The following is an 18857-nucleotide window of genomic DNA, read 5'->3' as shown; positions in this document are numbered from 1 at the left end:
GCGCCATCCTGCATGGCAGCATTACATCATGTGCTGACCGCCGTTGATGGCAAAGTCAGCACCGGTAATAAAACCGGCCACATCGGAGGACAGGTAGGTGACTAGGCCGGCAATTTCCTCCGGCTTGCCCAAGCGACCGACCGGGATGTTAGCAATAATCTTGTTGCGCACATCTTCCGGCACCGCCATCACCATGTCGGTGCCAATATAACCCGGGCTTACGGTATTAACCGTCACGCCCTTGCGGGCTACTTCTTGCGCCAACGCCATGGTGAAGCCGTGCATGCCCGCTTTGGCAGCGGAATAGTTGGTTTGGCCGAACTGGCCTTTCTGGCCGTTGATGGACGAAATGTTGATAATTCGACCAAAACCGCGCTCGGTCATGCCATCTACCACCGGCTTGCACAAATTGAACAAGGAATCGAGATTGGTGCCAATTACCGCATCCCAGTCGGTTTTGCTCAATTTACGGAAAGTTGCATCACGGGTAATGCCGGCATTGTTCACCAGTACGTCCACCGGGCCGATTTCGGCTTGGATCTTGGCAACTGCAGCCTGACATGCATCAAAGTCGGTTACGTCACATTGCACGGCATGAACGTCATAGCCCAACCCCTTCATGTCGGACAGCCACGCACCTTCCTTGCCCGGGCGACTGTAGGTAGTGACCACGGTATGGCCGGCATCTGCTAATGCCTTGCAAATGGCGGTACCAATGCCGCCCATGCCCCCGGTTACCAAAGCGATACGTTTCGTCATAATGCTGGCTCCTTGTCTGTTTGTAGTCTGCGCCGAGCAGGCTACTGGTCATGTATTTTGTTTTAATGACAGATTAGGGGCGTCAGCAAAAAATGTAAATCGCCTGTAACATCTAAATTTTATTTATTTTGCATTAATTGCCTGGGTTACCAGTTTTTGCAGCAGCTCGAGTCGTGCTGCACGCACATGCCCGTCTTTGCTCGCTTGCTTAATGGCGCAATCCGGCTCCTGCCGGTGGGTGCAGTTATGGAAGCGGCAATGGCCGATGTAGTCACGCATTTCGGGAAAGAGGCTGGCAAACTCGGTTGCACCAATATGGGATAGGCCAAATTCCTGTAGTCCTGGCGAATCTATCAAATGGCTAGCTGCATCCAGATGGTAGAGTGCCGCATGGGTGGTGGTGTGGCGGCCAGCATCCAGCGCTTCCGAGATTTCGCCTACCCGTGCAGCGGCATCCGGCAGCAGCGCATTGGTGATGGTGGATTTGCCCATGCCGGATTGTCCGACAAGAACACTGGTCTGCCCTTGTAGCAGCGGGCGCAAGGCATCCGCCCCTTGCTTGGCGCTGAGAACAACCAGTTTGTAGCCTAATTGCTGGTAAGGCTGTAGTTTTTCTAGCCAGGCAGCAGTCTCCGGCAAGTCGCTCTTATTGATCACGATGACCGGGTCAATGTCCGCAGCCTCGGCCGCCAGCAAGCAGCGGTTGAGCAATTCTTCGCTAGGGGTTGGCACGGCGGCGGTGACAAAGAAAATACGCGTCACGTTGGCCGCAATCAGCTTGGTGCGCCAGTCATCCTGGCGGTAAAGCAGGCTGTGGCGGTCATGCGATCCTTCGATGACAGCCTGCTCGTTATTGAGCACGGTGATATCGACATTGTCACCACAGACATAATCAACACGCTTGCCGCGACTGGTGCAGTCATAGCTTTGGCCACCACTTTCCACTATGAAACGGCGACCATAGGAGCGAACAATCAGGCCGGTCTGTTTCATGCGCGGCCAACCAGTGCTTCCACTTTGGCGGCGCAAATAAAGTCATTCAAAGTAATGCCGCCGGCGTCATGGGTGGAGAAGCACACCACGGCGCGGTTGTAATGCACGGACATGTCCGGATGATGGTCTTCGGCATGCGCGATCCAGGCCAGCGCATTCACAAAAGCCATGGTCTGGTAATAATCGGCGAAACGGAAGGTCTTCACCAGTTCGATGCCTTCCAGTTGCCAGCCTGGCAGATGGGCAAGCAGCTCGCTGACGGTTTCGGTGCTCAGCGGGTGTTTTCCGTGCTGTGGCTCACAGTGCATGTCGAGCAGGTTCATGGGGTAGTTCCTTGCAGATGGGCGATGCGCAGGCTCGCCGGCGGATGAGAGTCGTAAAATGCCGAGTGCAGCGGATCGGGCGTGAGTGTACTTGCATTGTCCCGATAGAGTTTGGTCAGCGCCGACACCAGTGCGTTGGCATTGCTGTGGCTGGCAGCAAAGTCGTCCGCCTGGTATTCGTGACGACGAGACAGCATGCTGGAGAGCGGGTGCAGGATAAATGTGAATACCGGCATGCTAAGCATAAACAGTAACAGGCCGGTAGCCGGTGTCATTTCAGTACTGCCGAGCCCCAGGTAAAAATCAGGCAAGTACAGCAACTGCGCAAACAGCCACAGCAACAGCAGCGAGCTGGCGAACGCCAGTGCAATACGACTGCGGATGTGTCCGTGGTGGAAGTGCCCCAGCTCGTGCGCCAGCACTGCCTCGATCTCTTCCGGCTCCAGCTGCTCCAGCAAGGTGTCGAAGAACACGATGCGCTTGGATTTGCCCAGTCCGGTGAAGTAGGCATTGCCGTGACTGGAACGGCGCGAGCCATCCATTACAAATACGCCGTCACTGGCGAAGCCGCAGCGCGCTAACAGCTGGTTGATTCGCATCAGCAAATCATTATCGGCCAACGGGGTAAAACGATTGAAGCGCGGCGCGATCAGTGTTGGATATGCCCAGACCATCAGCAGGCTGAAACTGCACCATGCCAGCCAGGTCCACAACCAGAAGTGCTCTCCGCCATGCTGGATCAGCCACAGCACCGCGGCCAGCGCCGGCGTACCAATCAATAGGGACAATACCGTCCCCTTGATCAGGTCGCTGATAAATAACCGGACGCTCATCTTGCTAAAACCAAAGCGGCGCTCCACCACGAAGGTGCTATATAGCGACAAGGGCAGTCCGGCGATGCTCATTGCCAGCATGCACAGGCCAACGGTGGCCAGCTGCCCCGGCATGCCAGACCCCAGGAGTCCTGTAGCAAGTTGGCTGGCAAATTCAACGCCACCGCCCAGGGTCAGCAGCAATAACAACACTGCATCCAGCAGGCTGGCCACCATGGCAACGCGGACTCTGCTGCAGGTGTAGTCGGCAGCTTTTTGATGTTGCTCCAGCGAGATGCTGGCAGCAAAAGGAGCGGGGACGGTGCCGCGGTGGCGCCGGATATGGCTGATATGTCGTGCGGCCAACCACCAACGTAACCAGCTGCTCAGCAACAGCGCCAGCATCAGACTCCAGGTAAATGCATTCATCAAGTTGTTTGCCCTGTCGCGGTCAAATCGCGGAAAATGGGCGCATTTTGAAAGACACAGACTTATGCCGCAAGATCAAAACAACCTCATCTGGCTCGACATGGAAATGACGGGCCTCAATCCGGACAGCGATCGCATCATCGAGATCGCTGTTATTGTTACTGATTCCCAGCTTAATGTGATCGCCGAATCGCCGGTATTGGCCATCCATCAGTCGCCAGAAGTGCTGGATGCCATGGATGACTGGAACAAGAACACCCACGGCAAGTCTGGCCTGATCGATCGCGTCAAGGCATCTGCCGTTGATGAAGGCAAGGCCGTCGAATTTATGCTGGCTTTCCTGCAGGAACACGTTCCAGCCGGTAAATCCCCGATGTGCGGCAATTCCATCTGCCAGGATCGCCGCTTCATGGCGCGCTGGATGCCGCAGCTGGAGAACTATTTCCACTACCGGAATCTGGATGTCTCCACCCTGAAAGAGCTATGCCGCCGCTGGAAACCGGAAATTGCCAAAGGCGTGGTAAAGAAGGGCAAACACGAGGCATTGGCCGACATCCAGGAATCCATCGACGAACTGCGCTACTACCGCGAGCATTTCCTCAAGGTTTAAGCGCGCAACCATGATTACTGAACGCACACACCCCATCAACGAGTCTCCGGTTTGGGCGCGGCTGCACCAGCACCAGCGTGCCACCCGTCATGTGCACATGCGCGAGTTGTTTGCGCAAGATCCGTTACGTTTCGACCGGCACTCACTGGAGCTTGACGGCCTGTTGCTGGACTACTCCAAGAACCGCATCACCGACCGCACGCTGGAGTTGCTGCTGGAGCTGGCCGATGCGGCCAACCTTGGGCAGTGGATGCAATGGATGCATACCGGCGAGCGTATCAATATCAGCGAAAAGCGGGCTGTGCTGCATACGGCACTACGCCTGCCGCGCGAGGCTTCTCTGCTGCTGGATGGGCAAGACGTAGTACCGCAGGTGCATGCCGAGCTGGATCGCATGTTCGCATTTGTCGAACAAGTGCATAGCGGTCACTGGCGTGGATTTAGTGGTCAGCAAATCAACAGGGTAGTCAATATCGGCATCGGCGGCTCCGACCTCGGGCCGTTGACGGTTGTCGAGGCGCTTAAGCCCTATGCCCACGCTGGGCTGGCTATCGACTTCGTTTCCAATGTCGACGGCCAGCATTTGTCGCAGGTGCTGGCGCAGTGCGATCCAGCCAGCACGCTGTTTATTGTGGCATCCAAGTCGTTCAGCACGCCGGAAACACTACTCAATGCTCAAGCGGCGCGGCGCTGGTTGGTGACGGCGCTGGGCGAGCAGGCCGTGTCGCGGCATTTTGTGGCTGTATCCACAAGCACCAAGGCTGTGCGCGCATTTGGCATTGATACGGCCAATATGTTCGGTTTCTGGGACTGGGTTGGCGGCCGCTATTCGGTGTGGTCAGCAATCGGCCTGCCTGTGGCACTGGCGATCGGTACTGATAATTTCCGCCAGTTTCTGGCTGGCGGCGCACGCATGGATGCGCATTTCTTCGAAACGCCGTTCGAGCGTAATATGCCCGTGTTACTGGGGCTGATCGGCATCTGGTACAACACTTTCTATGGCGCGCACACTCACGCCATCATGCCTTATGACCACGGCCTTCGCCGCTTGCCTGCGCATATCCAGCAAATGGACATGGAGTCCAATGGTAAGCGGGTTGGCCGCTGCGGGGAGCGACTGGACTTTGATACCGGACCGGTAATCTGGGGCGAGGAGGGGGTCAATAGCCAGCATGCTTTCTTCCAGTTGCTGCATCAGGGTACCCGGCTGGTTCCTTGTGACTTCATCGTGCCGATGAATAGTCATTACCCGCTTGATGGCCAGCATCAGGTGCTGGTAGCCAACTGCTTTGCGCAGACTGAAGCGCTGATGCGTGGCAAAACCGAAGCGCAGGTACTGCAGGAGCTGGCCGCCATCAGCGGCGATGAATTGGACATGTTGCTGCCGCAAAAGCTGTTCCCCGGCAATCAGCCATCCAACACTATTGCTCTGGATCAGGTCACACCTTACTCACTGGGCATGTTGCTGGCGCTGTACGAGCACAAGGTCTTTGTACAAGGCGCCATCTGGGGGGTGAACTCCTTCGATCAGTGGGGGGTGGAGTACGGCAAGCAACTCGCCTCCCGCTTATTGGATGAAATGGCGACCGGTGACAGCGGGCAACATGACGCCTCCACCAATGGCCTAGTGCGGCACTATCTGGAGCGCAAACATGGATAAATGGCAGTTGGCCGCACTGTTGGGCGAGCGGCTGCTTGAGTGCGGCCAACGTGTAACCACCGCGGAATCCTGCACCGGCGGGGGGGTGGCAGCCGCAATTACCGAGATTGCCGGCAGTTCTGCCTGGTTTGACATGGCGGTGGTGAGTTACAGCAATGAAGTGAAGCAGCGTGTACTTGGCGTACCTGCAGAGCTGCTGCAGCAGCATGGCGCAGTCAGCGAGCATGTTGCTGCAGCCATGGCACAAGGAGCGCTAAAACTGGCGACCGCCGACTGGGCGCTGGCGGTTTCCGGGATTGCCGGGCCATCCGGCGGCAGTGCCGAGAAGCCGGTTGGCATGGTTTGCTTTGCCATTGCTGGTACTGCAATTGCTACTCCGCTGACATGGACGCAACACTTGGCCGGAGATCGACACGCCGTACGAGAACAGTCCATCTGTGAATTGCTGTCGGCACTCTTGCAACAGTTGGCACCGAACTAAGCACCTCTGGCACCGATCATTAGGGCCTGTTCCTTCGGCCGGTACAAGCAACGGAAAAATCCGCTGATAACTTTCGGCGCTATGCGTATAATCACGCCCCTGCCTGAAATTTGCGCAACGCAAGCCGGTGTGTCTATCGACTGCCAATGCAAATTCACTGCGCCTGAAAACGTGTTGTCATGGTGTTTTGTCGCTACCATGATTCAGCCGATTCAAACGATACGCACATTGGGAGAAACATCTCATGCAAATTGCAAAAAAACGGGGCTTCGCCATCGCCGCTGCCATGCTGGTAGCCGCATCCTCCAGCTTCGCCTTTACTCCGGCCGTGGTCTATGACCAGGCCGGCAAGTTTGACAAGAGCTTCAACGAAGCGGCCTACACCGGCGCAGAACGCTTCAAGAAAGCTACCGGCGTTGCTTACCGTGAAGCCCAGATTGCCAACGAGGCACAAAAAGAGCAGGTTCTACGCAACCTGGCGCGCAAGAACATCGACCTGGTCGTTGCCGTTGGCTTCTCGTTTACCCAGGCGGTTCAGACTGTTGCCGCTGAATACCCCAACGTGAAATTTGCCATCGTCGATGACGTTGCCAAGGGTGCCAACGTACAGTCCGTACTGTTCAAGGAACAGGAAGGTTCCTATCTGGTAGGCATGGCCGCAGCACTGGCGTCCAAATCGCACAAGGTCGGTTTTATCGGCGGCATGGACGTGCCCCTGATCCGCGCCTTCGGTTGTGGCTATACCCAGGGCGCACGCGCTGCCGACAGCAAGGTTGAAGTGGTTTCCAACATGACCGGCACCACCCCGCAAGCATTCAATGATCCGGCACGTGGTGGCGAACTGGCCCGCAGCCAGTTTGACCGTGGCGTCGACGTTGTCTTCCATGCCGCCGGCGGTACCGGCATGGGTGTACTGCAAGCAGCCAAGGACAAGAGCAAGCTGGGCATCGGCGTGGACTCCAACCAGAACCACCTGTTCCCGGGCTTTGTTTTGACCTCGATGCTCAAGCGCGTAGATAACGCTGTCTACGACCTGTTCATGGCTGGCAAGAACGGCACCTGGAAGCCGGGCATCGTTACCATGGGCCTGAAAGAAGGCGGTGTGGACTGGGCGCTGGATGCGAACAACCGCAAGCTGATCAGCAAGGACATGGAAGCCAAGATCAATCAGGCCAAGAAAGACATCATTTCCGGCAAGGTCAAGGTTGTCGACTACCGCGCAGCCAACAGCTGCCCGGTTAAGTAACCCCAAAACGTCTGACTTTCAGATAGATGACGCGGCAAGCAGGCCTGGACCTGCTTGCCGCGCTTTCATGCGCTAGCATTTTGCTGTGCGTCATATCTGGACTGCATTTTGACCGAAAGCACACATCATATGGCCGAATTAGCCATCGAACTCATTGGCGTCAACAAGCACTTCGGTGAGGTTCACGCCAACAAGGACATTAGCTTCGGAATCCGCAAAGGCTCCATTCACGGCATCATCGGTGAAAACGGAGCCGGCAAATCCACACTGATGAGTATCCTCTATGGCTACTATCAGGCGGATTCTGGTGCAATCAAGATCAACGGTAAGGAACAGCGAATCCGCTCCAGCCAGGATGCGATCGCCAAGGGCATTGGCATGGTGCACCAGCACTTCATGCTGGTCGACCCGTTTACCGTGCTGGAAAACATTGTACTGGGCGCGGAAGAAGGCATCAGTTTGGAGAGCAGCCTTGCCGCCGCGCGCCGCCATCTGGCGGAACTGAACCGTGATTATGGCCTGCAGGTCGACCCGGATGCCGTGGTTGGCGAACTGGGTGTCGGCAGCCAGCAACGCGTCGAGATCCTGAAGGCACTGTATCGCGGTGCCGACGTGTTGATTCTGGATGAACCGACCGCGGTACTTACCCCGCAGGAGGCCGACGATCTGTTCCGCATCCTGCGCCTGTTAAAACAGCAGGGCAAGACCGTGATCCTGATCACCCACAAGCTGCGCGAAGTGCTGGACATTACCGACACCGTGACGGTGATGCGTGCCGGCGAAATTGTGGGCCAGGTGAACACCGCCGAGGTAAACAAGGAAGACCTGGCCGACCTGATGGTTGGCCGCAAGGTCAATCTGCAGCTGGACAAGACGCCCGCCAAACCGGGCAAGCTGGTGCTGGAAGTCAATGGGCTGAACCTCACCGATGAGCGTGGCGTCGCATTGTTGAAGGACATCAATTTTTCGTTGCGCGCAGGCGAGATCGTCGGTATCGCCGGCGTTTCCGGCAACGGCCAGTCCGAGCTGCTTGAAGTACTGTCCGGCATGCGTGAGGCGTCCAGTGGCTCAGTACGCTTCAACGGCACCGAGCTGACCACGCTGAAATCGCGCGACCCCAAGGCGGCGGCCTATCGTCAACTGGGTATTGGCCACGTGCCGGAAGACCGATCCCGAGAAGGCTTGGTCAAGGACTTCTCCACCTTCGAGAACGCCATTCTCGGCCATCATCACGACAAGAGCATTCGCCGCGGTTGGCTATTCAACCGCAAGGCTATTGTTGAGCGTTGCCGGCGTTTTATTACCGAGTTCGATGTCCGTCCTGCGCTGACCCATCGCCGCATCGGCCTGTTCTCCGGTGGCAATCAGCAAAAAGTGATTTTGGCACGCGAGATTCACGCCAACCCGGAGTTGATGCTGATCGGTCAGCCGACCCGCGGCGTGGATATTGGCGCGATCGAGTTCATCCACAAGCGCCTGATGCAGTTGCGTGACGAAGGCAAGGCGCTACTGCTGGTATCGGTGGAGCTGGACGAAATTATGGCATTGAGCGACCGCATCATCGTAATGAATGCCGGCGCAATTTCCGGCGAGTTGCCGGCGGCCGAAGCCACCGCCACTTCGCTGGGTTTGTTGATGGGGGGTCATAAATGAGCCAGCCTGCCAATCTGCCGCGCTGGGCGGCACTGTGGCTGATGCCGGTTTTGAACCTGCTCGCGGCACTACTGGTGTCCGGGCTGGTGATTGCCTTGATCGGCGAAGATCCGATCGAGTGCCTGAAACTGATGATCAACGGTGCATTCGGCTATCCGGAAGGCATCGGCTACACCTTGTTCTACACCACCAGCTTCATCTTTACCGGTCTGGCGGTGGCTGCGGCGTTTCATGCCGGACTGTTCAATATCGGTGGCGAAGGTCAGATGTATCTGGCCGGGCTGGGCGTCACGCTGGTCTGTCTGCAATTTGGCGGTCTGCCTGCCTGGCTACTGATTCCGCTGGCCATGTTGGCCGCAATGGTGTTTGGCGCCGGCTGGGCATTCATTCCCGCCTACCTGCAAGCCAAGCGGGGCAGCCACATTGTGGTCACCACCATCATGTTCAACTTCATCGCCAGTTCGCTGATGACCTGGCTGCTGGTGGACAAACTGCGCATGCCCGGTTCGCAAACACCGGCGACAGTCGAGTTTGCCAAGTCAGCATGGGTGCCGATGCTGCATGAGCTGTTGGCGCCACTGGGTTTCGCCTTGCCGAACACGCCGTTGAATGCCACTTTCTTCCTGGCGCTGCTGGCCCTGGTGCTGTTCTATCTGGCGGTGTGGCATAGTCCGCAGGGTTTTGTGACCCGTACCGTTGGCTTGAACGAGAAAGCCGCGCGTTACGCCGGCATTCCGGTGGACAAGGTGGTGATTGCGGTAATGTGCGTTTCCGGTGCCTTGGCGGGCTTGGCTGCCATCAACGAATTGCTCGGTTCGACTCACCGCATGAACATGGGCTTTACCAATGGCATCGGCTTCGTCGGAATCGCCGTAGCACTGATGGGGCGCAATCATCCGGTCGGCATCCTGCTGTCTGCATTGCTGTTTGGCGCACTGACCCAGGGCGGACTTGACCTGTCATTCGAGAAACCGGCAATCACCCGCGAGATGATCATCTTTACCCAAGGCCTGATCATCCTGTTCTGTGGCGCGCTGGAAAACCTGTTCCAGACACCGTTGTCGATTGCACTCAAGCGCATACTGAAGAAGTAGGGGGACACACATGGATATGTTTTTTAGTGTGCTGGATGCCACCTTGCGCGTGAGCACGCCACTGGTGCTGGCCGCGCTGGCCGGTCTGTTTTCGGAACGATCCGGCATTGTCGACTTGGCACTGGAAGGCAAGATGTTGGCCGCAGCCTTTGCGTCTGCCTGTGTTGCCTATCTGGCGCATTCTCCATGGGCGGGTCTGGGTGCCGGCATTGCCGCAGGCGTGCTGGTTGCCCTGCTGCACGGGGGGGTGTCGATCAGCTACAACGGCAACCAGCTTATCTCTGCCGTCGCCATCAATATGATGGTGTCTGGCGTCACGCCGGTCTTGGCGCTGGCGTGGTTTCAGCAGGGTGGACGCACGCCGACACTGGACGACAGCGAACGCTTTACCGCATTGCCCATGCCGTTTGCCGATGCCATCGAGCAAAGTTCAGCGTTAAAGCTCATTTTCGGCCACAACATTCTGGTCTACATCGCGGTGGCCGTGATCTTTGTGGTGAGCTGGGTGATGTACAAGAGCCGCTTCGGCCTGCGATTGCGTGCCGTGGGTGAAAACCCGCATGCCGCCGACGCCGCCGGCATCAGCGTGAAAAGCGTCCGTTACATCGCCCAGGCGATCAGCGGTGCCTTGTGCGGCGTTGCCGGCACATACCTGGCATTGGCGCAGACCGGCGCCTTCATCCAGGACATGACGGCCGGCAAGGGCTATCTGGCACTGGCCGCACTGATCTTCGGCAAGTGGCGGCCGTGGGCGGCCGTTTCCGGCTGTTTGCTGTTTGCCTTTACCGATGCCATCCAGATTCGCCTGCAGGGTGTGGAGCTGCCATTGATCGGCAGCATTCCGGATGCGTTCATTCAGGCCATCCCTTATGTGCTGACCGTGGTACTGCTGGCCGGGCTGATGGGGCGAGCGGTGGCGCCGAAGGCGATCGGCATTCCATTCGTCAAATCACGCTAAGCTGCGGCCAACCATGAGAAGAAACGGCGCCTGTGTGGCGCCGTTTTTATTTATTGCGGTTCAATTGGATTACTCGTCGCTGTTTTTCTTTCGCGCGCGCGGATGGGCGCCATCGTAGACTTTGGCCAGGTGCTGGAAATCCAGGCTGGTATAGATCTGGGTGGTTGCCAGATTGGCATGTCCCAGCAGCTCCTGCACTGCCCGCAGATCGCCGGACGACTGCAGCATGTGGCTGGCAAACGAATGCCGCAGCATGTGCGGGTGCACATGCTGTTCACTGCCGCTACGTAACGCCCAGCTATCCAGCCGGCGGGCCAGCTGGCGGCTGCTGATTCGGCTGCCGCGCCGTGACAGAAACAGTGCCTCCTCGCCCTCTGCAGGTTGGCGCAATGGCAGCCAGCGGTGTAGTGCGGCCAGTGCCTGCTTGCCGACCGGCAGGATGCGTTCACGATTGCCCTTGCCATGTACTTTTACCAGGCCCTCGCCCAAATCGATGTCGCTCAGGTTCAGCGCTACCGTTTCGGACAGCCGCAGCCCCGAGGAGTACATCAGCTCGAAGATCGCCTGGTCACGAATGTCATGCTCGTCTTCAGGAGCGCTGTCCAGCAAATGCATCGCGCCATCCACGCTCAGCACGTTCGGCAGGCGCTTGCCGGCTCGCGGCGCGCGCAAGCCGGCACAAGGGGTGGCCGCAATCCAGTCGCGGCGCACCATCCAGTCATACAGGCTGCGCCAGGTGGATAGCATGCGTGCCAGCGTCCGGGGGGAAAGTTCCTCACGCCGCAGTTGTCCCAGGGCCCGCTGGATCTGTGGCCCATCCACTGCTGCCGGTACGGTGTCGGCCAATAGTTCGGCCAGCCGTGTCAGGTCACGGCGGTACGCCAGCCGAGTGTGTTCGCTGCGTGCGGCCAACCGCAGCTGGTCATCGAAGGCGTCAATCAATCCTTGCCAGTGCGCTTCCATCAGCTGCGGCGCACCTTGGCCATTTGCATCAACCGCTCGAACAGGTGCAAGTCCTGCTCGTTCTTCAATAACGCCCCAACCAATGGTGGCAATTGCTGCTGTTCATGCCGCTGTAGCAGCTCTTCGGCACGGGTGTCTTCGTGCTGCAGCAGTTTCAGCCAGTCCAGCAATTCGGAAGTGGAGGGTTTTTTCTTCAGGCCGGGCAGCTCGCGAATGCCGGTGAACACCTCCAGGGCACTCTTCACCAGGCTTTGCTGGATATCCGGGTAGTGCACATCGATGATGGTTTGCAGGGTGTCGCGGTCCGGGAAGCGGATGTAATGGAAGAAGCAGCGGCGCAGGAACGCGTCCGGTAGTTCTTTCTCGTTATTGGAGGTAATGATGATGATGGGTCGCTGCCGGGCGCGCACGAATTGCTGGGTTTCGTGCACAAAAAACTCCATCTGATCCAGCTCTCGCAGCAGATCGTTAGGGAACTCGATGTCGGCCTTGTCGATTTCATCGATCAGCAGCACCGGCGCAGCATCAGCCTCGAATGCCTGCCATAGCTTGCCCTTGATGATGTAGTTGTGAATGTCGTGCACACGCTCACTACCCAGCTGCGAGTCGCGCAAGCGCGATACGGCATCGTACTCGTACAGGCCATGCTGCGCCTTGGTGGTCGATTTGATTGGCCAGATAATTAATTCTTTGCCAGTGGCCTTGGCCAGCTCCTCGGCCAGCATGGTTTTGCCGGTTCCGGGCTCGCCCTTGATGAGTAGTGGGCGCTGCAGGGTGATGGCGGCATTGACTGCCATCATCAGATCGTCGGTGGCAACGTATTGATCGGTGCCGGTAAAGCGGGTTGTCATTGCGGGTTAGCCTTGTCTTGTTATGGTGTTGCGGTAATGCAAACAGCCGCCAAATGGCGGCTGTTGTCGGCGGACTGCTTAGCCTTTACTAAGCTCGGCCTGCAAGTCGTCCAGCGTGATGTGCCAGTGCGCCATCATGTGACGCAGCAACAGCATTTCGGAGTCGCTGATTTCCTTGTCAGCCTTGCAAATGTCCAGGGCAAGGGCGCAGCACAGTACGTGCTTGTTGCGTTCGGTGACAGTGTCCAGAATATTGTTGATTCGTTCGGCGCTTAACAAGTGGATGATGCCGTCTTCCTCCGCTTCGTCGGAAATGTCATCGCAGTATTCCATCAGCACGCTGATGAAGTCTTTGCGCGCCAAGCCAACCAATTGGTACACATGCAGGCTCTCCAGCGTTTCGATTTCGCGGGGGTCCATGTTGCCATCGGTAATCATGAACATGGCCAGAATCCGGGCGATGGCTTCCGGGCTGTTGGGCGCGTATTTTTTCATGGCGCGTCTCCTGTGTTTTGTTCTTCGAACCGCAGTAGAAACCCTGCGGGGATTGGGGCAACTTTACGGGCTTGGTAGTCGAAGAAAACAATGCCTGTCTTCAATCTTGCCACTTCTTTACCGGTGGCGCCATCACTAACCAGGTAGAAAATATCGCAGCCATAAGAGTTGAAATCAGTCAGTGCCAGCTGAAAGCGAAGGACATCGCCGTGAAAGGCTTCTGCCCGATAGATTACCGCAGCATCGGTCATGATGATGCCCCGACCCGCAATATCCAACTCGGAAAACCCGTGCGCCTTGAGCAAACGCAATCGCGCCTCATGTGCCAGCCGCAAAATGGCGTCGTTACCAAGATGACCACCATAGTTGATATCCCCAATACATACTGAAACTTGGGTTTCAAAGATGAATTTAGCGGGTAATGCCAGCTTGATTCGCGCCATGGGTTCCAGTCTTGCGGATTCGGTATTCAGTCATACTGCCTATGCAGTTAACGTTTATCAATGCCTTCGTGCTGTATTGCGCTAGACTGGGACTGTGTCTTTCACGCGGAAAGAGAGGGGGATATGTATCAGAGAATTTTCGTGCCAGTTGACGACAGTGCTACATCTGCACTGGCTTTAGCTGAAGCATGCAAACTGGCAAAAGAAGTTGGTGCAGCCATGAAATTGGTGCACGTGGTTGATCTGGCTCAGTTTGGCTGGGGTGGGGCAGAATTCCTGGATGCGGCTGAACTACAGGGCTCCATCAAGCAAGCTGGTGAACAAGTGCTGGCCGCCTGCCGTAGCAAGGTTGAAGCTCTGGGCTTGGTTGCGGAATCGGCAATTCTGGAAAGCTGGGGCGACCGTATTGCCAGCGTTATTGTGGAGGATGCCAATAGCTGGGGGGCGGATTTGATGGTGATGGGCACGCATGGGCTTGGCGGTTTAATGCACCTGCTGATGGGTAGTGTGGCCGAAGGCGTACTAAAGCAGGCAGATGTGCCAGTGTTACTGGTGCGAAATCCGAGTGCAGACTAATTGTCGATACGACTAAATCAATAAAAAACACCCGCAGCTGCGGGTGTTTTTACGCTGGGTCCGGCAATCAGGCTTCGGCGCCGTCTGCCACTGCGTCGCCTTGAGCTTCCATGCGGGCGCGAACGGCCTTGCGCAGGCTCTTGTAGAGATCAGGATGGGTTTCTTTCAGGTACTCGACAATTTCAAAGTCTTCACGACGCACCTTGGACAAGTCGATCTGCTCGACATGAACCAGACGGAGCAATTCACGTACCGGCTTTGGCATGTTGCGACCGCTTTCGTAGCGGCTGCCGCCTGATTGGGTGACACCAATACGGCTCCAGAACTCCTGCTGATTCAGGCCCAGCTTGCGACGGATTTCCCGTGGGTTCGGGATTTTTTCAAACAGTTTCATGGCGTTCCTCGCTGCATGTTTGTTTTGAGGTCGGAGGGTAAGTCCGAGTGACGATTCAAATAAAAAACAGTGGGCGCGGAGTCATTGCTCCAAGCCCTTGTGTAATGCATATGATAGCAGGATTTCGATTGCGAAAAAACGAAAATGCTCTTCGAATTATCGATAGATTTTGATCGACACTTGGGGCTTGCTCAGATTTTATGAAACGAGCAAAGCGAGGAATTTTTTTGAGCAGAGGGGAGGGGTGGCGAGCCTGAACCCCGGCACTTGCACTAAATAGCTGTGGCTGCTTCCTTCCGGACCTGACCAGGTTCACTACCGTGCAATGCGGGGGGGCCCGCCATAGAGAGCACGAATAATACCCGCTGCTGCTGTACTTGCCAAGCGCGCCACGCCTTTTCTTTTCCATCCCGCGCATGCTCGCCATTTTCAGTCTACCGGCAATTGGTTATGCTGACTTGTGTTTTGCGCCAATCAGGTACCGCCATGTCTGCCATTCCTTCATCTTCCACACTCACTATTCTGGTGCAGCTGCTTGCATTTGATACCACCAGCAGAGAATCCAACCTGGCTCTGATTGATTGGGTAGCAGACTATCTGGACGGCTATGGCATCCACTCCACGCTGACGTTCAGCGACGACCGTCACAAGGCCAATCTGTATGCAACCATCGGCGACAGCTCCTTGCCCGCCATCATTCTCTCCGGTCACACCGATGTGGTACCGGTTGATGGCCAGACTTGGCAATATCCGCCGTTCGCCGCGACAAAGACTGATGACAGGATTTACGGGCGCGGCAGTGCCGACATGAAGGGGTTTGTTGCCTGCGTACTGGCCATGGTGCCGGCATGGGCCGCGCTTGCCCAGACTCAGCACTGGACACGCAGCCTGGGGATTGCGCTGTCCTATGATGAAGAAGTGGGTTGCTTGGGTGTTGGCCGACTGATTGCCGATTTACAGGCGCGGCAAGTCCCCGTTGCAGGCTGCATCATTGGCGAGCCTACCAATATGCGCCCGGTAATCGCCCACAAGGGCATTGCTCACTATCGCTGCCACGTTCAGGGAAGGGCGGCTCACTCGTCCCTTACTCCCCAGGGCGTGAATGCCATCGAGTATGCGGCGCGACTGATTACCCATATCCGCAAACTGGCCGATACCGAGGCATCTTTCGGCAACCGGCACCCCTTGTATGATGTGCCGTTCACCACCCTGCAAACCGGTTTAATCAGTGGTGGAAATGCGGCCAACATCGTGCCCAAGAGCTGCGAGTTCGTGTTTGAAGTGCGCTGGTTGCCGGGAGACGCACACGAACGCTTCGTAAGTTCGGTGCGGGATTATGCCTCCAGTCTGCAGCAAGAAATGCGCGAAATTGCCCCAGAGGCGGAAATCAGCTTCGAACAGCTCGTGAACTGCCCGCCATTCCAGTCAGAAGAGGGCGGCGAGATTCGTGAACATGTGGCCGCATTGTGTGGTTGCCATGGTGGCGATGCCGTCGCCTATACCACCGAAGCCGGACGGTTTCATGAAGCCGGTATTGCCTGCGTGGTTTGCGGTCCCGGCTCCATCGTGCAAGCACACCGCCCGGATGAGTTTGTCGAGCTGGACCAGCTGGCTGCTTGTGAAGCCTGGCTGTCAGCGCTTCAGGCCAGGCTGGTAGCCGAGGAATAAGCCCAAAAACCCCTTTACGATGCTTGTTGTGCACTGCAGAATCCGCCTTCCTTTGCCAAGCGCAAGGTAGTTGCCCATGTCGTCACAAGCGACAAAGGGCGGATTTCGGTTTTCTGTGGGATCTGAAAATGAGCAAACAAACACGACCCGTGTCCAATGAGGCAACGGGCAATTCTCGTGATGGATTTACCTCCAGTTTTGGCGTGTTGGCCGCCACGCTGGGCTCTGCCGTCGGGCTGGGCAACATCTGGAAGTTTCCCTATGTAACTGGCGCCAATGGTGGCGCAGGTTTTCTGGTTGTTTATTTGCTGGCGACACTGCTGGTCGGCTTGCCAGTCATGATTGCGGAAATTAGCCTGGGACGGCGGGCAAAGGCTGATGCAATCACCACCTTGCGGACCCTGGCGCCTTCCGGACAGAAGTGGTGGCTGGTCGGGCTGTCCGGCGTTATCGCCGCCTTCCTGATTACCTCGTTCTACTCAGAAGTGGCTGCATGGGTTTTCGCCTATGTATTCAAGGCGATACGGGGTGACATTCTATCAAGCGATCCGGCTGTCACTTCTGCTGCCTTTGGGGCATTGATCAGTGACCCGTGGCAATCCCTGCTCTGGCAGTGGGGTGTGCTGCTATTGATGGGCGGCATACTGGCATTTGGCGTAGCCAAGGGGATTGAGGCCGTCACCAAGAAACTGATGCCATTACTATTCATCCTGTTGATCGTCATTGGGATCCGCAGCCTGATGTTGCCTGGTGCTGCCGCAGGTTTGGCATTCCTGTTCACCCCGGACTGGAGCAAGCTTAGCGCCAGCGTGGTGCTGGTTGCGATGGGGCTGGCATTCTTCAAACTCTCTATCGGCATGGGCACCATGATCACATATGGCAGCTATTTCCGTGACGAGCAGAACATACCTGCCACCACATTTCGTGTCATGACCGCCGACCTGTTTGTCTCCATGCTGGCCGGCATTGCCATTTTCCCCGCCGTGTTCAGCTTCGGCTTCCAGCCGGCAGCCGGCCCATCGCTGCTCTTCATCACCATTCCGGCGGTATTTGCCAGCATGCCGTTTGGCCATCTGCTCATGGTGCTGTTTTTTGTGCTGTCTGCAGTCGCCGCCACCGGTGCAATGCTGTCCCTGCTCGAAGTGCCGGTATCGGTAATGGTTGGCCGCTTTGCCATTAGCCGCCCAGTTGCAACGGCCATTACCGTACTGCTGCTTGCACTGGTCGGAGCCAGTTGTGCGCTATCTAACAATACACTGGCAGATACCAAGCTGTTTGGCATGACATTTTTTGATCTGTTCGACTATCTCAGCTCCAACATCCTGTTACCGCTAGGCGGGATTTGCATTTGCCTGTTTGTTGGCTGGATCTGGGGAAAAGAACAACTTAGCGCCACACTAAGCAATCATGGTGTACTGTCAAATGGCAAAATCGTGAGCATGGTGTATTTGCTGCTCAAGTTCATCACACCGGTATTGATTGCACTGGTGATGCTCAAAGGACTGGGCTGGCTGTAACGGCAACGCGACGGAGGAAAGATGAAGGTTGTAAGTTGGGTAACTGGGCTGCTTGTTGCTTGCCTGTTGGCATGGGCAGCCTGGCCTGCGTCCAACAGCAACCTTTTCCCCCCAGATACGGATGGCGACTTGATTCGCGATGATGTTGGCCAGCTGATTGCCGAGCGCTTTGCGGCCAACCCGGCGGCAAATGCCTCGCTGCGGCAGCTGGCCAGAGCCTGGCAACAGGGCGTGCAGCAGTCAGAAACAACCTGGCCGCAAGCACAACAACAGATACGCCTAGCCACCAGTTGCGTCCTGAACGATGCCGTTTTGGGCAAGGCACATATGTCAGCCGAAACGATGTACCACTTTATGCAGCATATGCATGCCGCCATCTTTGACACTCCGGCCAGGCGTGCCCGCTGGGAGCGATTTGACCTTGCAACCAACAGTGCACCATTCGAAGACCTGCCACTGAATCCGTGCGTGTTTGATCCGGCCGCGCTGGCCGGCTAATGGAGCGTTCAATGCAAAGTATTACCATCATTACCGAACAAGGGCAGTCGCCGGAAATCGACTACCCGAAACCTGAGCGCTTACTGGAAGGCAACCCGCGCCGCCAAACCTGGAGCGGTTATGACAGCCCTGACGGGGTGTTGGCCGCAGGAATCTGGTGTTGCGAAACAGGAGCGTGGCGCATAGCTTTTTCTCCGGAAAAGGAAGAATTTTTCTGCGTGATGAGTGGCCGGGTCAGGCTTAGCAACATGATGGGGGAGCACTGGGAAGTAGGCCCAAGCGAAGCTGCTGTCATACCAGCAGGTTTTAATGGCGTATTTCAGGTTCTGGAACCGGTACGCAAATACTACGTCATTGTCGAGCGCAAGACCGACTAGGCTCAGAACGAACGACCCAAAAATGCGGCCGACCTCTCACGGACGATGTGCAGGTTG

21 protein-coding genes and 1 other RNA gene are annotated in these 18857 nt (G+C 56.8%); 12 read left to right on the top strand and 10 right to left on the bottom strand.

The genetic code is table 11. The features are described from left to right. Window positions 1-21: 21 nt before the first annotated feature. The 4 genes from phbB to HU218_RS08740 form a co-directional block, all read right to left on the bottom strand. The gene (gene phbB, locus HU218_RS08755) at window positions 22-759 is read right to left on the bottom strand and encodes a beta-ketoacyl-ACP reductase (protein ID WP_174874554.1); all 738 of its coding nucleotides are present in this window, start codon (window positions 757-759) and stop codon (window positions 22-24) included. A 123-nt stretch (window positions 760-882) separates the two neighbouring features. Then, a complete protein-coding gene (rsgA, locus tag HU218_RS08750; protein ID WP_174874553.1) occupies window positions 883-1752 on the bottom strand; it encodes a ribosome small subunit-dependent GTPase A in 870 nt (289 codons plus the stop codon). After that, window positions 1749-2075: a 4a-hydroxytetrahydrobiopterin dehydratase gene (locus tag HU218_RS08745; protein ID WP_174874552.1), complete on the bottom strand. Its 327-nt coding sequence runs from the start codon at window positions 2073-2075 to the stop codon at window positions 1749-1751. Before HU218_RS08745 ends, rsgA begins: the two co-directional genes overlap by 4 nt. After that, on the bottom strand, window positions 2072-3316 hold the full coding sequence (locus HU218_RS08740; protein WP_174874551.1) for a M48 family metallopeptidase: 1245 nt from the start codon (window positions 3314-3316) through the stop codon (window positions 2072-2074). The genes HU218_RS08745 and HU218_RS08740 overlap by 4 nt, the downstream gene beginning before the upstream one ends. A 64-nt stretch (window positions 3317-3380) precedes the next feature. On the opposite strand from HU218_RS08740, the gene orn reads away from it, so the two are divergent. From orn to HU218_RS08705, 7 genes are all read left to right on the top strand, one after another. Beyond that, window positions 3381-3926 (top strand): oligoribonuclease, encoded by a 546-nt coding sequence (gene orn, locus HU218_RS08735; protein ID WP_174874550.1) that lies wholly within the window; start codon window positions 3381-3383, stop codon window positions 3924-3926. Window positions 3927-3936: 10 nt separating this feature from the next. Next, window positions 3937-5586, top strand: a complete 1650-nt coding sequence (gene pgi / locus HU218_RS08730) for a glucose-6-phosphate isomerase (RefSeq protein WP_174874549.1) — start codon at window positions 3937-3939, stop codon at window positions 5584-5586. Further along, window positions 5579-6067, top strand: a complete 489-nt coding sequence (locus HU218_RS08725) for a CinA family protein (RefSeq protein WP_174874548.1) — start codon at window positions 5579-5581, stop codon at window positions 6065-6067. The genes pgi and HU218_RS08725 overlap by 8 nt, the downstream gene beginning before the upstream one ends. Window positions 6068-6311: 244 nt before the next feature. Beyond that, the gene (locus tag HU218_RS08720; RefSeq protein WP_174874547.1) at window positions 6312-7313 is read left to right on the top strand and encodes a BMP family lipoprotein; all 1002 of its coding nucleotides are present in this window, start codon (window positions 6312-6314) and stop codon (window positions 7311-7313) included. Between the two features lie 129 nt (window positions 7314-7442). Beyond that, a complete protein-coding gene (locus tag HU218_RS08715) occupies window positions 7443-8966 on the top strand; it encodes an ABC transporter ATP-binding protein (protein ID WP_174874546.1) in 1524 nt (507 codons plus the stop codon). Further along, window positions 8963-10060, top strand: a complete 1098-nt coding sequence (locus HU218_RS08710) for an ABC transporter permease (RefSeq protein WP_217450763.1) — start codon at window positions 8963-8965, stop codon at window positions 10058-10060. The genes HU218_RS08715 and HU218_RS08710 overlap by 4 nt, the downstream gene beginning before the upstream one ends. A 10-nt stretch (window positions 10061-10070) precedes the next feature. Next, window positions 10071-11018: an ABC transporter permease gene (locus tag HU218_RS08705; protein ID WP_174874545.1), complete on the top strand. Its 948-nt coding sequence runs from the start codon at window positions 10071-10073 to the stop codon at window positions 11016-11018. A 69-nt stretch (window positions 11019-11087) separates the two neighbouring features. On the opposite strand, the gene HU218_RS08700 is transcribed toward HU218_RS08705, so the two are convergent. From HU218_RS08700 to HU218_RS08685, 4 genes are all read right to left on the bottom strand, one after another. Further along, entirely contained in the window at window positions 11088-11981 is an 894-nt protein-coding gene (locus HU218_RS08700) for a tyrosine-type recombinase/integrase (protein ID WP_174874544.1), read from the bottom strand. Next, the gene (locus HU218_RS08695; protein ID WP_174874543.1) at window positions 11981-12832 is read right to left on the bottom strand and encodes an AAA family ATPase; all 852 of its coding nucleotides are present in this window, start codon (window positions 12830-12832) and stop codon (window positions 11981-11983) included. Before HU218_RS08695 ends, HU218_RS08700 begins: the two co-directional genes overlap by 1 nt. 78 nt (window positions 12833-12910) lie before the next feature. After that, on the bottom strand, window positions 12911-13327 hold the full coding sequence (locus tag HU218_RS08690) for a hypothetical protein (RefSeq protein ID WP_174874542.1): 417 nt from the start codon (window positions 13325-13327) through the stop codon (window positions 12911-12913). After that, on the bottom strand, window positions 13324-13770 hold the full coding sequence (locus tag HU218_RS08685) for a thioesterase family protein (protein WP_174874541.1): 447 nt from the start codon (window positions 13768-13770) through the stop codon (window positions 13324-13326). The genes HU218_RS08690 and HU218_RS08685 overlap by 4 nt, the downstream gene beginning before the upstream one ends. A gap of 123 nt (window positions 13771-13893) precedes the next feature. Here HU218_RS08685 and HU218_RS08680 point away from each other — a divergent pair, with 123 nt between their 5' ends. Further along, a complete protein-coding gene (locus HU218_RS08680; RefSeq protein WP_174874540.1) occupies window positions 13894-14346 on the top strand; it encodes a universal stress protein in 453 nt (150 codons plus the stop codon). Window positions 14347-14413: 67 nt separating this feature from the next. On the opposite strand, the gene HU218_RS08675 is transcribed toward HU218_RS08680, so the two are convergent. Next, a complete protein-coding gene (locus HU218_RS08675; RefSeq protein WP_174874539.1) occupies window positions 14414-14740 on the bottom strand; it encodes a helix-turn-helix domain-containing protein in 327 nt (108 codons plus the stop codon). A gap of 243 nt (window positions 14741-14983) precedes the next feature. Then, an RNA gene (ffs, locus tag HU218_RS08670) (signal recognition particle sRNA small type) lies at window positions 14984-15082 on the bottom strand. Between the two features lie 144 nt (window positions 15083-15226). Here ffs and argE point away from each other — a divergent pair. The 4 genes from argE to HU218_RS08650 all read left to right on the top strand — a co-directional run bounded on the left by argE (window position 15227) and on the right by HU218_RS08650 (window position 18800). Further along, window positions 15227-16408 carry an acetylornithine deacetylase gene (argE, locus tag HU218_RS08665; protein ID WP_174874538.1) on the top strand — a complete coding sequence of 394 codons (1182 nt, stop codon included), beginning with the start codon at window positions 15227-15229 and terminating at the stop codon, window positions 16406-16408. Between the two features lie 128 nt (window positions 16409-16536). Then, entirely contained in the window at window positions 16537-17925 is a 1389-nt protein-coding gene (locus HU218_RS08660) for a sodium-dependent transporter (RefSeq protein ID WP_174874537.1), read from the top strand. Between the two features lie 21 nt (window positions 17926-17946). Continuing rightward, window positions 17947-18423, top strand: coding sequence for a hypothetical protein (locus HU218_RS08655; protein WP_174874536.1), 477 nt, complete (start codon window positions 17947-17949; stop codon window positions 18421-18423). Between the two features lie 11 nt (window positions 18424-18434). Next, window positions 18435-18800 carry a cupin domain-containing protein gene (locus tag HU218_RS08650; protein WP_174874535.1) on the top strand — a complete coding sequence of 122 codons (366 nt, stop codon included), beginning with the start codon at window positions 18435-18437 and terminating at the stop codon, window positions 18798-18800. Window positions 18801-18857 lie beyond the last annotated feature (57 nt).

The organism is Vogesella oryzae (genome assembly GCF_902829295.1).
GTDB lineage: Bacteria > Pseudomonadota > Gammaproteobacteria > Burkholderiales > Chromobacteriaceae > Vogesella > Vogesella oryzae.
Note: the sequence above shows the minus strand (reverse complement) of the source record. Positions and strands in the feature narration are given on the sequence as shown.

What these genes read in the sequence shown, in the direction of transcription:
- phbB (WP_174874554.1), bottom strand. Translation starts at nt 759, where the DNA reads ATGACGAAACGTATCGCTTTGGTAACCGGGGGCATGGGCGGCATTGGT.
- rsgA (WP_174874553.1), bottom strand. Translation starts at nt 1,752, where the DNA reads ATGAAACAGACCGGCCTGATTGTTCGCTCCTATGGTCGCCGTTTCATA.
- HU218_RS08745 (WP_174874552.1), bottom strand. Translation starts at nt 2,075, where the DNA reads ATGAACCTGCTCGACATGCACTGTGAGCCACAGCACGGAAAACACCCG.
- HU218_RS08740 (WP_174874551.1), bottom strand. Translation starts at nt 3,316, where the DNA reads ATGAATGCATTTACCTGGAGTCTGATGCTGGCGCTGTTGCTGAGCAGC.
- orn (WP_174874550.1), top strand. Translation starts at nt 3,381, where the DNA reads ATGCCGCAAGATCAAAACAACCTCATCTGGCTCGACATGGAAATGACG.
- pgi (WP_174874549.1), top strand. Translation starts at nt 3,937, where the DNA reads ATGATTACTGAACGCACACACCCCATCAACGAGTCTCCGGTTTGGGCG.
- HU218_RS08725 (WP_174874548.1), top strand. Translation starts at nt 5,579, where the DNA reads ATGGATAAATGGCAGTTGGCCGCACTGTTGGGCGAGCGGCTGCTTGAG.
- HU218_RS08720 (WP_174874547.1), top strand. Translation starts at nt 6,312, where the DNA reads ATGCAAATTGCAAAAAAACGGGGCTTCGCCATCGCCGCTGCCATGCTG.
- HU218_RS08715 (WP_174874546.1), top strand. Translation starts at nt 7,443, where the DNA reads ATGGCCGAATTAGCCATCGAACTCATTGGCGTCAACAAGCACTTCGGT.
- HU218_RS08710 (WP_217450763.1), top strand. Translation starts at nt 8,963, where the DNA reads ATGAGCCAGCCTGCCAATCTGCCGCGCTGGGCGGCACTGTGGCTGATG.
- HU218_RS08705 (WP_174874545.1), top strand. Translation starts at nt 10,071, where the DNA reads ATGGATATGTTTTTTAGTGTGCTGGATGCCACCTTGCGCGTGAGCACG.
- HU218_RS08700 (WP_174874544.1), bottom strand. Translation starts at nt 11,981, where the DNA reads ATGGAAGCGCACTGGCAAGGATTGATTGACGCCTTCGATGACCAGCTG.
- HU218_RS08695 (WP_174874543.1), bottom strand. Translation starts at nt 12,832, where the DNA reads ATGACAACCCGCTTTACCGGCACCGATCAATACGTTGCCACCGACGAT.
- HU218_RS08690 (WP_174874542.1), bottom strand. Translation starts at nt 13,327, where the DNA reads ATGAAAAAATACGCGCCCAACAGCCCGGAAGCCATCGCCCGGATTCTG.
- HU218_RS08685 (WP_174874541.1), bottom strand. Translation starts at nt 13,770, where the DNA reads ATGGCGCGAATCAAGCTGGCATTACCCGCTAAATTCATCTTTGAAACC.
- HU218_RS08680 (WP_174874540.1), top strand. Translation starts at nt 13,894, where the DNA reads ATGTATCAGAGAATTTTCGTGCCAGTTGACGACAGTGCTACATCTGCA.
- HU218_RS08675 (WP_174874539.1), bottom strand. Translation starts at nt 14,740, where the DNA reads ATGAAACTGTTTGAAAAAATCCCGAACCCACGGGAAATCCGTCGCAAG.
- argE (WP_174874538.1), top strand. Translation starts at nt 15,227, where the DNA reads ATGTCTGCCATTCCTTCATCTTCCACACTCACTATTCTGGTGCAGCTG.
- HU218_RS08660 (WP_174874537.1), top strand. Translation starts at nt 16,537, where the DNA reads ATGAGCAAACAAACACGACCCGTGTCCAATGAGGCAACGGGCAATTCT.
- HU218_RS08655 (WP_174874536.1), top strand. Translation starts at nt 17,947, where the DNA reads ATGAAGGTTGTAAGTTGGGTAACTGGGCTGCTTGTTGCTTGCCTGTTG.
- HU218_RS08650 (WP_174874535.1), top strand. Translation starts at nt 18,435, where the DNA reads ATGCAAAGTATTACCATCATTACCGAACAAGGGCAGTCGCCGGAAATC.